Source organism: Isoptericola sp. NPDC057191, assembly GCF_042670225.1.
Classification (GTDB): domain Bacteria; phylum Actinomycetota; class Actinomycetes; order Actinomycetales; family Cellulomonadaceae; genus Isoptericola.
Map to the genome: position 1 here is coordinate 66,009 of NZ_JBHUWC010000001.1, position 13,759 is coordinate 79,767.

Annotated in this window: 13 protein-coding genes and 1 pseudogene; 5 read left to right on the plus strand and 9 right to left on the minus strand. The window is 66.9% G+C overall.

Annotation, left to right across the window (positions count from 1 at the left end; genetic code table 11):
* The first annotated feature begins 43 nt into the window (after positions 1-43).
* Positions 44-1,084, plus strand: coding sequence for an NAD(P)-dependent alcohol dehydrogenase (locus ACFT55_RS00330; protein WP_380240269.1), 1,041 nt, complete (start codon positions 44-46; stop codon positions 1,082-1,084).
* 96 nt (positions 1,085-1,180) lie between these two features.
* Here the strand turns inward: ACFT55_RS00330 and ACFT55_RS00335 are convergent, their stop codons facing one another.
* The 4 genes from ACFT55_RS00335 to ACFT55_RS00350 form a co-directional block, all read right to left on the minus strand.
* The gene (locus ACFT55_RS00335; protein ID WP_380240271.1) at positions 1,181-1,510 is read right to left on the minus strand and encodes a hypothetical protein; all 330 of its coding nucleotides are present in this window, start codon (positions 1,508-1,510) and stop codon (positions 1,181-1,183) included.
* Between the two features lie 168 nt (positions 1,511-1,678).
* Positions 1,679-2,464 carry an SCO1664 family protein gene (locus tag ACFT55_RS00340; protein WP_380240273.1) on the minus strand — a complete coding sequence of 262 codons (786 nt, stop codon included), beginning with the start codon at positions 2,462-2,464 and terminating at the stop codon, positions 1,679-1,681.
* Between the two features lie 31 nt (positions 2,465-2,495).
* Complete coding sequence (locus ACFT55_RS00345) at positions 2,496-3,059, minus strand: DUF3090 domain-containing protein (RefSeq protein WP_380240275.1); 564 nt, start codon at positions 3,057-3,059, stop codon at positions 2,496-2,498.
* A gap of 9 nt (positions 3,060-3,068) precedes the next feature.
* Positions 3,069-3,773: an MSMEG_4193 family putative phosphomutase gene (locus tag ACFT55_RS00350; RefSeq protein WP_380240277.1), complete on the minus strand. Its 705-nt coding sequence runs from the start codon at positions 3,771-3,773 to the stop codon at positions 3,069-3,071.
* A gap of 390 nt (positions 3,774-4,163) precedes the next feature.
* Between ACFT55_RS00350 and ACFT55_RS00355 the strand changes: the two genes are divergently transcribed.
* The 4 genes and pseudogenes from ACFT55_RS00355 to ACFT55_RS00370 all read left to right on the plus strand — a co-directional run.
* Positions 4,164-5,480: an ISL3 family transposase gene (locus ACFT55_RS00355; RefSeq protein WP_380240279.1), complete on the plus strand. Its 1,317-nt coding sequence runs from the start codon at positions 4,164-4,166 to the stop codon at positions 5,478-5,480.
* Positions 5,477-5,728, plus strand: coding sequence for a hypothetical protein (locus ACFT55_RS00360; RefSeq protein ID WP_380240281.1), 252 nt, complete (start codon positions 5,477-5,479; stop codon positions 5,726-5,728). The genes ACFT55_RS00355 and ACFT55_RS00360 overlap by 4 nt, the downstream gene beginning before the upstream one ends.
* Positions 5,729-5,756: 28 nt before the next feature.
* Positions 5,757-5,954, plus strand: a complete 198-nt coding sequence (locus tag ACFT55_RS00365) for a hypothetical protein (RefSeq protein WP_380240283.1) — start codon at positions 5,757-5,759, stop codon at positions 5,952-5,954.
* 45 nt (positions 5,955-5,999) lie between these two features.
* Positions 6,000-6,404, plus strand: a pseudogene (locus ACFT55_RS00370) (ATP-binding cassette domain-containing protein); the annotation flags it as partial.
* Between the two features lie 293 nt (positions 6,405-6,697).
* Here ACFT55_RS00370 and ACFT55_RS00375 read toward each other — a convergent pair.
* From ACFT55_RS00375 to ACFT55_RS00395, 5 genes are all read right to left on the minus strand, one after another.
* Positions 6,698-6,919 (minus strand): helix-turn-helix domain-containing protein, encoded by a 222-nt coding sequence (locus tag ACFT55_RS00375; RefSeq protein WP_380240371.1) that lies wholly within the window; start codon positions 6,917-6,919, stop codon positions 6,698-6,700.
* On the minus strand, positions 6,916-10,929 hold the full coding sequence (locus ACFT55_RS00380; RefSeq protein WP_380240285.1) for an Eco57I restriction-modification methylase domain-containing protein: 4,014 nt from the start codon (positions 10,927-10,929) through the stop codon (positions 6,916-6,918). The genes ACFT55_RS00375 and ACFT55_RS00380 overlap by 4 nt, the downstream gene beginning before the upstream one ends.
* The gene (locus ACFT55_RS00385) at positions 10,926-11,948 is read right to left on the minus strand and encodes a hypothetical protein (protein WP_380240287.1); all 1,023 of its coding nucleotides are present in this window, start codon (positions 11,946-11,948) and stop codon (positions 10,926-10,928) included. Before ACFT55_RS00385 ends, ACFT55_RS00380 begins: the two co-directional genes overlap by 4 nt.
* 77 nt (positions 11,949-12,025) lie before the next feature.
* Positions 12,026-12,784 (minus strand): toll/interleukin-1 receptor domain-containing protein, encoded by a 759-nt coding sequence (locus tag ACFT55_RS00390; protein WP_380240289.1) that lies wholly within the window; start codon positions 12,782-12,784, stop codon positions 12,026-12,028.
* A 177-nt stretch (positions 12,785-12,961) separates the two neighbouring features.
* Positions 12,962-13,462 carry a hypothetical protein gene (locus ACFT55_RS00395; RefSeq protein ID WP_380240292.1) on the minus strand — a complete coding sequence of 167 codons (501 nt, stop codon included), beginning with the start codon at positions 13,460-13,462 and terminating at the stop codon, positions 12,962-12,964.
* Positions 13,463-13,759 lie beyond the last annotated feature (297 nt).

The window sequence follows — 13,759 nt, forward strand, 5'->3', positions numbered from 1 at the left end:
CACGACGTACGGTGGACGCCGCACCACCGACGAAGGAGAACACTTGCGCACCGTCAACGCCTACGCCGCCCCGTCCGCGACCGACCCGCTCGTCCCCACGACCATCGAGCGTCGCGACGTCGGGCCGAAGGACGTCCTGATCGCCATCCGCTACGCGGGGATCTGCCACTCCGACATCCACACCGTGCGCGGCGACTGGGGGCCGATCACCTACCCCCAGGTGGTGGGGCACGAGATCGTCGGCGAGGTCGTCGAGGTCGGCCCCGCCGTCACCAAGCACGTCGTCGGCGACCGGGTCGGCGTCGGCTGCATGGTCAACTCCTGCCGCGAGTGCGAGAACTGCCGTGCCGGCATGGAGAACTACTGCCTCCAGGGCAACACCGGCACGTATGCCAGCACCGACCGGGACGGCACCATCACCCAGGGCGGCTACTCCACGCACGTCGTCGTCGACGAGGACTTCGTGCTCCGCGTCCCCGAAGCGCTCGACTACGCCGCGGCCGCGCCGCTGCTGTGCGCCGGCATCACCACCTACTCCCCCCTCGCGCACTGGAACGCCGGCCCCGGCAAGCGCGTCGCCGTCGTCGGCATGGGCGGCCTGGGCCACATGGCCGTGAAGATCGCCGCCGCGATGGGCGCCGAAGTCACCGTGCTCTCCCGCACGCTCGCGAAGAAGGACGACGGCCTCGCCTTCGGCGCCACCGACTACTACGCGACCGACGACGACGCCACGTTCGAGACCCTCGCCAACCGGTTCGACCTCATCGTCAACACCGTCAGCGCCCCGCTCGACCTCAACCTCTACCTGCGGCTGCTGCGCCTCGACGGCACCATGGTCAACGTCGGCGCCCCGCCGGAGCCCCTGCCGATCCAGGTGTTCTCGCTGTTCAACAACCGCCGGTCGTTCGCCGGCTCCAGCATCGGCTCCATCGCCGAGACGCAGGAGATGCTCGACTTCTGCGCCGAGCACGGCATCGCGCCCGAGACCGAGCTCATCAGCGCCGAACAGATCAACGACGCCTACGAGCGCGTCCTGTCCAGCGACGTGCGCTACCGGTTCGTCATCGACACCGCGACGCTGTAACGGCTGAGCTGGCCCCCGGGCAACCAGCAGCGACGACCCCGTCCCGTCTCTTCTGACGGGGCGGGGTCGTCGTTCGTCCAAGCCGCACCGTGCGGTCTAGCGGCGTCTCGCGAACCACCCTCGCCGCGCCCGGCGCTCCCCTCCGAGGTCCGGCAGCAGCTGCTCGCTCTGAGGGTCGTAGCAGACCAGGTCGTGCTGCTGGGCGAGGTTCGCGGCGAACTCGGCCGCCTCCTCGCAGCGGCTCCACACCACGGAGAAGTAGATCGCGTCACCCCAGGCGTTGCCGAGGAGCGGCCCGTCGGCCCAGGGCGAGTCGTTCTCCTCGCCCTCCGTGATGTCCGGCCAGCGGGCAAGGAGGTCGTCGACGTACGCCCTGATCCGCGGCGACGGCTCCCGCTCGCCGTCCTCCGCTTCCATCTGGTCCACGAGCTTCTCGTAGGTCCTGGACGCGGCCTTCGCCGATGCCGGCCGCGGACCTACCCACACTGCGAGGTCATATGACATGTCGCGGAGGGTATCTGCGAGCGGTGACAACGGCTTGAGCGGAGGCGGCGAACGGGAACCACTTGTCGTGAGCCGTCCCCGTTCCCTGTCTCAGAAGAGCGGCCAGGGCACGGCTGGCATGTCGCCCTCGGGCGCCGGGAAGGCGGCGGTGCGCAGCAGCCGGTCGCACCGCTCAGCCAGGGCGGCGACCTCGGCGGCGTCGAGGAGCGCAGCGAGGCGGCCACCGAGGCTGTTGTCGTCGTGCTCGTCGAGGCTCGCGCGGACCCGTCGGACGCCGTCGAGCTCGTCGGCCTGGAGCCGCTGGCCGACCCAGCCCCACAGCACGGTGCGGAGCTTCGGCTCGACGTGGAACGTGACGCCGTGGTCGACCCCGAGGCGTCGGCCGTCGCTCAGGGGCAGCACGTGGCCGCCCTTGCGGTCGGCGTTGTTCACCAGCGCGTCGAACACCGCCATGCGGCGCAGCGACGGCGAGTCCTCGTGCACGAGGCAGACCGGTTCGTCGTCGGCGCCGCTGCCCTCCAGAACCACGCGCCAGCCGTCGCGCCGTGCGGCATGGGACGGGACGACGTCGACGGGGTCCTGGTCGGGGTCCTGGTCCTGCCAGAGCTGGACCATGCCCGGGCCGAGCGGCCCGTCGCGCAGCCAGGTCCGGGGCACGACACCCCAGCCGAGGGCCTCGGAGACGAGGTAGGCCGCGACCTCGCGACCCGCCAGCGTCTCGTCCGGGAAGTCCCACAGCGGTTTCTCGCCGGCCACGGGCTTGTAGACGACGGTGGTGGTGCCGATCCGGCCGACGTACGTCGCGTTCGACGCCGTCTGGATGCGGCCCACGACCTCGAGATCGGCTGATTCGAGGTCGACCTGCTGGTCGGTCACGGCGCGACCGTCGGGCTGCTGCGCCGTGCTGTCACGCGTCGGCTTCCGGGGCGCACTCGTGGCCCTCGTCCATCGGCATGCCGCAGTCCGAGCAGGTCGGGCGGCCCGACGCGACGACGCGGCGGGCGCGTTCGGCGAACGCCCGGGCCGTGCCGACGGGGATTCGCACCACCAGCATCTCGCTGGGCTCGGACTCGGTCTCGGCGGCGACGTCGAGCGCCTCGTCGTCGCTGCCAGGAATCTCCTCCTCGACGGGGAAGGCCTCGATCACCATCTGCGCGGTCCGAGGGTCCCAGCCCAGGCGCATCGACCCGGTCCGGAACTCTTCCTCGACGGGCTGGTCCAGCGGCGCGTCGTCGAGGAGCTCGGCGGGGGCCTCGGCGGGGATGGAGAGCTTGTCGTCCGCCGTCACCAGCTCGTCGAGCATCCGGTCGATCATCTCCGCGAGCACCGCCGACTGCTCCTTCTCCATGGCGATGCTCGCGGTCCGCTTGCCCGCGCGGGCCTGGAGGTAGAACGTGCGCTCACCTGGACGGCCGACCGTCCCGATCACGACCCGGTCGGGCCAGTCGAACTCGTGCACCACAGTGGTCATGCCACCACTCTAGGAGGCGCCCGCGCCGGCCCCGCCGCCGACGGGCGCGTCACCCGCAGGTGCGGCGCCGCGCAGCCAGGACAGGTCGCCGGCGTCGGTGTTGACGGCCACGACCTCGGGCCGGTGCGGCCCGTACCGCACGATCGACACGGACCCCGGGCCCACCGCGATCCGCTGGAACAGGTCGAGGTGCATGCCCAGCGCGTCCGCGAGCACGGACTTGATGATGTCGCCGTGCGCGACCGCCGCCCATACCGCGCCCTCGCCGTGCTGCTCGCCGATGATGGCGTCGTGGCGGCGGACCGCCGCCACCGACCGCGACTGCATCGCCGCGAGCGACTCCCCGCCCGGGAACGTCACCGCCGACGGCTGCGACTGGACCAGCGACCACAACGGCTCCTTCGCCAGGTCGCTCAGCGCCCGGCCCTGCCACTGCCCGTAGTCGCACTCGTTGATGCCGCGCTCGACGAGCGTGGGCGGTGCTGTGCCTTCTGTCCGCTGCTGGTGCTCGACGACGGCACGGGCCGTCTGCCGGCACCGCTCCAGCGGGCTCGTCACCACCGCGGCGAGAGGAACCTCCGCCAACCGCGCTGCGGTGCGCGCCGCCTGCTCGCGGCCCGCGGCGTCGAGCCGCACTCCTGCTGTGCGACCTGCGAGTACACCCTGTGCGTTCGCAGTCGTGCGGCCATGGCGGACGAGCAGGACCGTAGGCATGCTCCGGAGCCTAGACCGCGCTGCATGGGCTGCCCGTTCGCGTGCCCGTCCCCGGGGTCGGTCAGACGGTCGAGGCTGCTCCGGAACAACCCGTCGGACAGAAGTTGATCGTGTAGTCCGAGGTCCCAGGATCGTTGAAATTCCGCGGTTTCTGAACGTGTCCCGAACGGCCGTGCAACCCGCGCGCCACTCAATATCGGGTTCGGCCACGTTCATGACATGTGTCCCGTCAAGCGTACCGATCGACGATCCGATGACCGAGCTTCAAGGCTCATCGCAGATGAGGGTGTAGCAGCGGTTGCGGGGCCGGTCGGCGCGTCGGTGTCCGGGTAGGGGCCGAGGCCTTCCGACGATGAAGGTTCCTACACGCCTCATCTGGAAGACCTCGACGTGTCTGACGCTACCTTCGCTTGTCCTGACCTGACCACGTTCACGCGCCTGGACGAGCTCGGCCTCGTGGTGGTGGGCCAGCGCGTGACCTCCCGATGCGCGCTGCTGGAGTGCCGTGTCGCGGCCCGCGCGGATGACGTGTACTGCCGCCGGTGCGGTGCCGAGGGGATCGCACGGGGCTCGGTGGTGCGCCGCCTTGCGCACGAGCCGTTCGGCTGGCGACCCACGACGCTGCTGGTCCGGGTGCGCCGCTACCGCTGCTCGGGCTGCTCGCATGTGTGGCGTCAGGACACCAGTGCGGCGGCCGCCCCGCGGGCGAAGCCGTCTCGGGCGGCAGTGCACTGGGCTCTGGTCGGGCTGGTCGTCGGGCACCTGACGGTCGCCCGGATCGCCGAAGCTCTCGCGGTGTCGTGGCACACCGCGAACGACGCCGTCCTGGCCGAAGGTCGGAGAGTCCTGATCGATGACCCGACCCGGTTCGACGGCGTCACTGTCGTCGGCGTCGACGAGCACGTCTGGCGTCACACCCGGCGCGGGGACAAGTACGTCACCGTGATCATCGACCTCACCCCGATCCGGGACGGCACCGGGCCCGCGGGGCTGCTCGACGTGGTCGAGGGGCGCTCTAAGCAGGCATTCAAGCAGTGGCTGGCCGCCCGCCCGAAGTCCTGGCGTGACGGTGTCGAGGTTGTCGCGATGGACGGGTTCACCGGCTTCAAGACCGCCGCGGCCGAGGAACTGCCTGACGCCGTCGCGGTGATGGACCCGTTCCACGTCGTGCGTCTGGCGGGCGACGCCCTGGACCGCTGCCGCCGCCGGGTCCAACAGGACCTGCACGGCCACCGTGGACGCGCCAAGGATCCGCTCTACCGCGCCCGACGCACCCTGCACACGGGCGCCGACCTCATGACGAACAAGCAGCAAGCCAGGATCGAGGCGCTGTTCGCGACCGACGAGCACGTCGAGGTCGAGGCGACCTGGGGCATCTACCAGAGCGTGATCACCGCCTACCGCCACCCCGACCGAGCACAGGGGCACGCGCTGATGAGCGCCGCCATCGACGCCCTGAGCCGCGGCGTTCCGGCCGCGCTCACCGAGTTGGTCACCCTCGGGCGGACGCTGAAGAAGCGCACCGCGGACGTGCTGGCGTTCTTCGACCTGCCCGGCTCGAGCAACGGTCCGACAGAAGCGATCAACGGCCGCCTCGAACACCTCCGCGGCTCGGCCCTCGGCGTCCGCAACCTCACCCACTACATCGCCCGATCGCTCCTGGAAGCCGCCGGCTTCAGACCACTGCTACGTCCTCGTCTGCGATGAGCCGCTTTGCCGCGGCCCTCCCGGAGGCGGACAACGCCCTCGGCACTACGACGGTGACGACGTCGGACGCTCGCTCGGCGGCGGCATCGTTCGCTGAGGAGACCACGTCGCTGACGACGACGCAGGCGTTCCTGCTGGTGATCTCGGCGCTGGTGGTGGGCGCGTTCTTCACCGTGCGGACCATCTGTCGCACCGGCGACATCGCGGTGCTCAAGCCCTCGGCGCCTCCACCGGTACCTGCTGCGTAACGCGCTCGGGCAGGCCGCCGAGTTGCTGATGGGTGGCGTCACCGTCGGCGCCGGGCTGTCCGCGGCGGCAGCGGCCCTGCTGTCCCACGCCGTCCCCGTCGTCGTCACCGTCGCGACAACGCTGCTGCCCGCCGCGGGTCTGGTGCTGCTCGGCCTGGTGGGCGCCGGCGTCTCCGTCACCCGCATCACCCGCATCGACCCGCACGCGGCGCTGGCTGCCCGCTGAACCGTGCTCGCTGAAACTGACCGCTGACCTCGGAAGGAACTGCTCGTGGACCTGCACCTGGAGCACATCACCCTCGTCTACCCCGACGGCGACGGCACCCTCACCGCCGCCGACGACGTCGACCTCGCCGTCCCCGCCGGGACGACCACCGCCCTGCTGGGCCCGTCCGGGGCCGACAAGTCCAGCCTCCTGGCTGTGGCCGCCGGGCTGACACGGCCAACGCGTGGCACCATCCGCATCGGCGGCGACGCCGTCTTCACCCCCGACACCTCCGTGGCACGGGCCACCCGCGTGCGGCTCGAACGCATCGGCATGGTGTTCCAGTCGTCGCAGCTGCTCGGATCACTGACGGCGCTGGAGCAGCTGGAGCTGCGCGCCCACCTGCGTGGACGCCGGCCGTCCAGCGTACGCGGGCGGGCCATGGAACCGCTCGACGCCGTCGGCGTGGCCGACCACGCGCACAAGCGCCCCGCGCAGCAGTCCCCAGCGCGAACACGGGTCAGTGGTGGTGGGAGCTCCGGCGCACCCCGTAGCGTTGGACAACGTCGAGGTCTTCGAGATCGATCAGGTTGCTTGGTCGCCCCTGATCATCGGGGACCTCGCCCCCTACACCCAGCCCGCCGTCACCCGGCGCGCGTCACTCCCCACCAGATCGGCGAAGAGCCCGTCAACGGCCTCAAACAGCTCACCAATGGTCATACCAACATTGTCAGTCTTGTTCGGGGCGACTGGCTCGTTGTTCGTCATGACGACGTCCCCTCCGGCTTCGTCTCGAACACGAGGTCAAGCGCCGCGGCAATCGGAATCAACTTCGCCGTATTCACATCACCACCGGCTTCGACCCGAGCGACGGTGGGACGCGAGACGCCGGCTCGTTCGGCGAGTTCGATCTGGGACCACCCGCAGGCCGTGCGCGCGGCACGGATCCTGCGGGCGATCTCAGCCATCTGTGCGGAATCGCTCATGCCATGGGCTTGATCGAGGAGCGGATGTGCTCGCGTTCTTCAGCAGTCAGGTGGTACAGGTCGAACAGCTGATCGTCAACAGCTTCAGTTGATCCCGCCCAGTCGATGCTCGACGTCGGCGTCAGGTCGACCTGCGGGACGAAGCGATAGGTGCCTTTCGTCCCGTGCTGGCTCACCTTCGCCTTGCTGTGGAGGAAGCGCGCAAACCGAGACTTCAGGTAGGTGACGAGATTCCGGGCAGACGTTTCATCAAGGTCCAGCCCGACCCCCATGACGATGAAGGTCTCAGAGCACACGGATCCGGGCGCAACGACGAACGCGTTCTGGTTGTCATCGTTGAGTTCCGTACCGATGTTGTTCGCATACGGCGTCAGAACCTTCCACCGGTCGATCCAGTCTGGCTTCAGCCGGATACTGCCCCGCTCCATGAACCCGATGGACTTGCTCTTGCCGTAGCAGACCACGGGGTCCGTGAGGCCATCAGCCTTCTGGTGGAAGTCCACTGACCGCACGATGTTTCCTTCGAGCCCGAACGGTTTACGTGCAGAAACCTGGTTCTCGAAAGATACAAATCCGTCCGTCGCGATGACGCGCTGCACGATCTCAATGCCTTTCGAATCCCGCAGGAACGCACCCATGCCGAAGGTATCGAGCGGGCGGACGACGTCGAACTCGACGTCTTGCGCGTCGCGGGTAAGGATCCGGGTGCCGCCCGCTTCGATTGCGTCGTAGTTTGTGTCGCGCAGGAAGTAACAGACGCCACCGCGGTTGTTCGTTTCCGGGAACACCTCCTCGGGCCGCGGGAAGTCGTGAAGCTCGCTCATGTGGGGGTCGGCGAGCATCCCGGCCCGGAAGTCTCCGAGCGACTTGCCGCCGGCATACCACCGGCTCGGGATGACGAAGCTCATGAATTCGGGGTCGAGGGACTCGGCCGCCGCGATGAACTGCGGGTAGATCGAGCGAGCGCTCTGCTGTGCGCCGCCGTCGCTCTCCTGGTAGGGCGGGTTACCTACCACTGCACCGAATTTCACGGTGGCACCTCCTTCTTCGAAGACGTCTTCGAAATCGATCGTTTCGCCTGCTTCCTGGGCGGACAGAAGGTCGTATGACGTGAACTGTGTGGCGATGTGCGCGACGTTGAGACCGAGCACCTCATAGAACCGACGGGTGAACTCGTAGGCGATCGTCGATGTCGGAATCGAGTAGATCGATTCCCTCGCAACTGCCGGGTCGACGCCGAGTTCCCCCACGAGGCGCTCGTAGAGCGCAAGCGCGAACTCGCCGGACTTGCTAGCGACGTCGAGGAATCTCTCGCCGCGCTCGATGACCGCACGAAGCCTCTGTGTGGGGATCCGCACCACCATTTCGCGGCAGAGCCACAGCGGTGTGCGGACCTCCGAATCGGAGATGCGCGTGAACTTCTCGAGCGCCCGGCTTGCCCGGTCAGGGGCCGGCAGCGACTCATCGCGCGCGAGTCGCGAGATGTTGAGGATCTTGTAGTCGAGCGCGTTGAGCTTGTAGGGGTCAAAGGCCTTGAAGAGAGCCCCGAGCACGTCGGGTTCCAGACCGAGGTTCTGCGCGATTCGTTCGTTCTGCGGATCTCGGATCACGCTGACGACGTCCTTGAGCGAGGACATGGGATTCGGCGTCAGCATCGCGAAGAAAAGGATCCGCTGGTAGTACGTCTGGAGCTTAGCGGCCAGAGACTGCAGATCCACGGCGTCGTCCGCGCCGCCGTCGGGAGGCGTGGGCTTCCCTCCGGTGTCGTCAGTGTCGGCCCCCTCGTCGTCATCGGCCTCGTCGTCGACGTCGAGGTCGGTCTCGTCGCCCTCGACCGCGGGGATGCTGAGGCCGGCACGGGAGCCGATCTCAGCTTGCATCTCGATGACAGCGCGGATCGCGTCGATGTCGAGCACGCCGAGATCGATCGGTACGTCACGGGCCTCGTCGGCGATGCTACGGCTGAGGTTGTACGCGCTGACGGCTTCCAAGATGCTGGCCGCCTCGACCTCGGACAGCCGGTTGCTGTTCATCGTGATGACGGGCGAGATGCGCAGATCCTCGCGAAGACGACCGGTCAGATCGCCGTTTCCTTCATGCTCGCTGCTTGCCAGGTTGGACATGAGTGAGCGCTGCTCTTGCATCTGGAACAGACGCAACGGGTCGAAATCGACGAGGAGGGTCTGGGGCTTGAGGTTCTCCTTGATCGACGCACCATTCGCCTCGCTGCGGAGCGTCCGGGTGTGCTGACTCTGGAGCCGGAACGTCGCCTGGTCGTATTCCTGCGGCGATGCCGTGTCCTTGAGGTAGAGCATCGTATCCCACTGCTCCACCGTGCTTCCCGTGAGCATCCGGTTGACCGTGAGCGTCAGCGTCTTGCGACCTTCGGCGTCCGCCTTCGCGATCGCAGCCTTGACGCGCTCCGGCGTCGCGAAGCGTTTCGTGTCGTCGACCCCTGAGATGTTGATGATCTCGTAGTCGCCGAGGTTCTTGAACGAGGCTGCGTTCGTCTCGATGAGCGCCTGCATCGCGTCGCACGAAGCCCGGTACGGTAGCACCATCACGAGGTGCCGGCACATCTGCCCCTGCTTGATGCGGTCATAGTCGAGGAAACCCAGCAGATTCTGGTCGTGCTGAGAGCCGTCGATGACGCGGAGCAGATCGAGGAGCTCCGCCTCGTTCTTGAACTGCTTATGCAGACCATCGCCGGCATCGCGCGTGATCGACCGCGGCTCGAGGAGCGCGGCAAGCGCGTATGACACGCCACGATCCTTGAGGGCAGCCAGCTTCGCCTGCGCTGACTCGTTCGGGTTGAAGGCGAAACGGACCATCTGTGGGAAGCCGAAGTACGGGTTGTCCCACTCGTTCTCGTCGGGGTTCTCGCGATCCCACGCCTCCTGCGCACGGATGATGTCAGCGAACTGGACAAAAGAGACGATGTCCTCACGTGTGAACTCGCTACCCATGAGGATTCGGTATGGGGATCCGGACAGATGCAGCGTGGTTTTCGCGTGAAGAACCTTGAGCTGCGCGTCGGCATCAGCGACTGTGACCTCGTCGGCCTCGGTCGCCAAGGACCGCACGGTCTCGACCGGCTGCTTCGCCGTACGGAGCACCTGGCCGTAGCTTTCGGCACGTGCACCAAAGTGGGTCTCGTCGACGATGAGCACGTCGATGTCGGTACCGAAGACCTCCGCGTGCTTCTCCTTGAGCTGCTTACCCTGAAGGTCCTGGAGCGTGAGGAACACGACGACGCTTTCGCCGGCCGACGTCGACTGCGTGATCGCGTCAGGTTCGAGCAGAAGAGCGTCGGCGTCAAGGAAACGGAAGCCGTGGAAGTTGCCCGCCGACTCGACCGTCTGCTTCCACTCGCCCTTGACGTCGGCCTTCGCTGAGACGACGAGGATGGCTTTGGCTCCGACACGTTTGGCGCACATGAGCGACGTGAACGTCTTGCCGAATCGCATCACGGCATACATGAGGAGATTCGTGCGACCTGCCTCGACGGCGGTGGCAAATGCGTCCACCGCGGCCATCTGGTTGGGTCGCAGGCTCCACTCTGGGCCCCGCTGGTAGTGGTGCGTAGTCGGGAGGTGGGCCGCGGCGTCGTAGAACACATATCGGCCGAGGTCCTCGGCAAGGTCCTGCTGAATGTTCTCGATCGCAGCCTCGAGGTCAGCGACCTCAGCACAGCCGAAGAACTCGCGGCTGTAGTACTCGGCCTCCGGTACGTCAGTGCGCTCGAGCCGGGGGCGACCGCGGTCCTCGAGGAGGAACGTGTGCACAGCATGATCGCGAAAGTAGATGTCGTCGGACACGGACGCTGAGCCCTGGAATTGCTGCTCGAGGTCAGGGTAGTGAGCGCGCCACTCCTTCAGCCGCTGGCTGACGGGGCGGTACGTGTCGCCGACCTTCAGGTAGTTGGGCACTGTGTTCGTACTGAAGGCATAGATGTGCGGTCGCACTCGACCGACGATCAGGCCTTCGATAAGGTCCAGATTTTCGATCACGACGCCGCATCGCTCTCGTTCGTCAGCTGCGCGTAGGTCTGCGTGCGCTTGGCGCGCCAGTCGCGGATCAGGCAGGAACGAACCACGTGTGCGTCTTGTTCGCCGAACAGGTCCAGCTGATTCTCGTCAGCCAGGTTTGCCTGCAGCGGAGGCCGTCCGGTCAGCAGATCCATCTGCCAAATGTTCCACGAGATCACCGTGGCGATGCCGCGCAGCTCGGCCGCTGAAGGGGCGCTGCCGAGCGCAGCACGCGCGAAATCCTCATATGTGGCGAGGACGTTCTCGCGGGCGAGCAGGAGGCTGTCGCCCTGGTACTCGAATCCGTAGACGCTCTCAACAGCTCGTCGTGCCCACGCGCGCCACTCGTCGTCGCTGCGGGTGTTCTCCGTGACTACGCGGAGCTTGCGGTCGAGCAGGCCGATCCTGCGGTCGAGGCTGATCCGTGCACCCGTCGCGGCATCGTAACGACTGACGAGGTACGGTCCTTCTCCGCACGCCGCTTCGAGTCGACGCTCGTCAACGTACTTCTGCCAGGTGCGCCGGCCGCGGGCCTCGAAGCCGATCGGCTCAGCACGATGAATCCACGACCGTCCGACGACGGTGTTGAAGACGTCAGCGCGACCGAACCATGCTTCGTCGACCCGGTTGTTCTGCTCATTGCACAGCCACGACGGCGTGAAGACCTCAGCGCGCCCTTTGGTGCGGTCCCACTGCTGGGCCTTGGACTTCTCGACGCGAGGCTGGATGAGGAGATGGTGCTCTCCGGTGACCGATTCGATGGTGATCTCGCGGTTGGGCGCGTACTCCTCGCCGAGGTGTTCGTAATGGTCCGTCGCCCAGATGATGTTTCCACCGGTCGAGCGGTCGAGCAGAAGGTCCGACAGAAGACCGGTCGCACGCGCAGCAAGTGCCTCCTCGTTGACGTCGATGTCATGGATAGCCGCGCGCGCGTCATCGAGCGCGGCAAGCGGAAGTACGCTCGCCTCGAGGCCATGCCCCTCAGCGGTCAGTGTTGTCATGAATGCTCATCATCCCCGTAGTCAGCGAATCCTGGCCTGTATCAGATACTTTACATTTATGCGAGTTGGGTCGGCGCTCAGCTGGATGAGTCCGATGGGAGCGGCATCACCGCACCCGCGATCTTCCCGGCGATCACGGCCACCGAGTCGCGAGCAGTCTCGAAGCCGGCGAGGTCGGGCAAGAAGCCGCTGTACTCGGCGACGTCGGAGAATGTCACGCCGTTCAGCACCGGGATCAGCGTGCTCTTGCCGAGGAGGACCCCGAGCTCGCGCTCGGTCCAGAATCGGCCGGTCAGGTAGGCAGGTGTGAGCAGTACGACGCCGGAGCGCGCCTTGCGCAGCCCCTTGTCCATCTGCAGTGCTTGGCTCTGGCCTGGGATGATCGCGACCTCGTCGAACCAGACCCGCACACCGAGCTTCTCGAGTTCGTCCTTCAGTTCCGTTGCGACCACGGATCCGTCGATGCGGGCGTAGCTCAGGAAGACGTCCCACTCGCGGTCGTCGTGACCGACCAGGCCATGCTGGACGCGCTCCGTCAGCGCCTGCTCTGCCGGCGTGTAGACGACGCGGGTCGTCCGGCTGGCGGAGCGTAGCTGCCGGTTGATCTCGTTCACGGCTCGGTCGGCCTGCACGGCGACCTGCTGGTTGCGCGCGTTGGTCTGTCGGATCTGCTGATTGACGCGGGCGTTGTGCTGGTTGACTCGGTTCACCTCACGGTTGTACTCCTCGACTCGACGCTTGTTCTCACGGTTGACGCGATCGACCTCGCGCTGGAGCTTCTGCGCCGCCGCTCTCATCTTCGCCTGCGCCTGTGCCGCGCTGATGTTTCTCGCCATGCCTCTGTCCTCTCGTGTGGCTTGTCGAGAACACTAGGAGGGACCACTGACATCTTTGGATCGGAGGTTCTCGCGCGCAGTTGCTGCCAACTTCGATGAGACACAGCGCTCATCGCATCTGACGCCATGATCACCGGATCACCCGGCTCGATCCGGTGTCAAGCACTTGAGACACTGTCAGGTCTCATGGAAGGGACAGATCTCATCACCATCCGGGGTCCGGCCAGTCAGAGTGTTCCCGCGGACGATGTTCGCGTCGATGAGGAACTTGGCGGCCTTGGTGAGGTCGGTGCCGTCGTCGCACGCGATGCCGTGGGAGGTGTGGAACGCGAGAAGGACGTCGAGCATCGCCGCCCTTGCGTCAGCGCGGTTGTCTTCAAGCAGCTCGATCGCGTAGATCGAGGCGAGAGCGAACAACGACTCGTCGCCCCAACGCTCCTGGGGGAAGTGCTGCTCGATCTCGTTGAACTTGCACTGCAGGATCGCGACAAGGAAGTTGCCGTCGCCGGCTGCGGGCTCAAGGACCGTCCTGTCGACGAACCCGGGGCGTTCTTCAAGGTCCCCGCGCACGAGGTCGAGCATCTGGTCGACCATGCGGCGCGGGGTGAACACCTCACCATGAGCCTTGACACGAAGACGGGACCTCACCAGTAACTCCTCGGCGATCGTCTGCGTCACTTAAGTCTCCTGTAGTCCCCTCGGGGGCCCTCCCCACCCAGGCGTCCGTCAGGCTACAGCGGTCGGCCTATGCGACGGACCGGTGGCGCACCACTACCGATTTGGCCTGCGCGTCGCAGCATAGGCGGCCCCAGCGACATCGCGACACGGGTCGTCAACGTCGCCCGCTGCCCCCTCGCGTCCAGCCCCTGTCGGTGGCGGTGCGACGCTTCAATGCTGCGGCACGAAGGAGTCTCAGGGCGGTGACGCGCAGGGTCTCACCCGGTGAGGAGGTCCCTCGTGTGCAGCACAACCTGC

What these genes read in the sequence shown, in the direction of transcription:
- ACFT55_RS00345 (WP_380240275.1), bottom strand. Translation starts at nt 3,059, where the DNA reads ATGACCACTGTGGTGCACGAGTTCGACTGGCCCGACCGGGTCGTGATC.
- ACFT55_RS00350 (WP_380240277.1), bottom strand. Translation starts at nt 3,773, where the DNA reads ATGCCTACGGTCCTGCTCGTCCGCCATGGCCGCACGACTGCGAACGCA.
- ACFT55_RS00360 (WP_380240281.1), top strand. Translation starts at nt 5,477, where the DNA reads ATGAGCCGCTTTGCCGCGGCCCTCCCGGAGGCGGACAACGCCCTCGGC.
- ACFT55_RS00365 (WP_380240283.1), top strand. Translation starts at nt 5,757, where the DNA reads ATGGGTGGCGTCACCGTCGGCGCCGGGCTGTCCGCGGCGGCAGCGGCC.
- ACFT55_RS00375 (WP_380240371.1), bottom strand. Translation starts at nt 6,919, where the DNA reads ATGAGCGATTCCGCACAGATGGCTGAGATCGCCCGCAGGATCCGTGCC.
- ACFT55_RS00385 (WP_380240287.1), bottom strand. Translation starts at nt 11,948, where the DNA reads ATGACAACACTGACCGCTGAGGGGCATGGCCTCGAGGCGAGCGTACTT.
- ACFT55_RS00390 (WP_380240289.1), bottom strand. Translation starts at nt 12,784, where the DNA reads ATGGCGAGAAACATCAGCGCGGCACAGGCGCAGGCGAAGATGAGAGCG.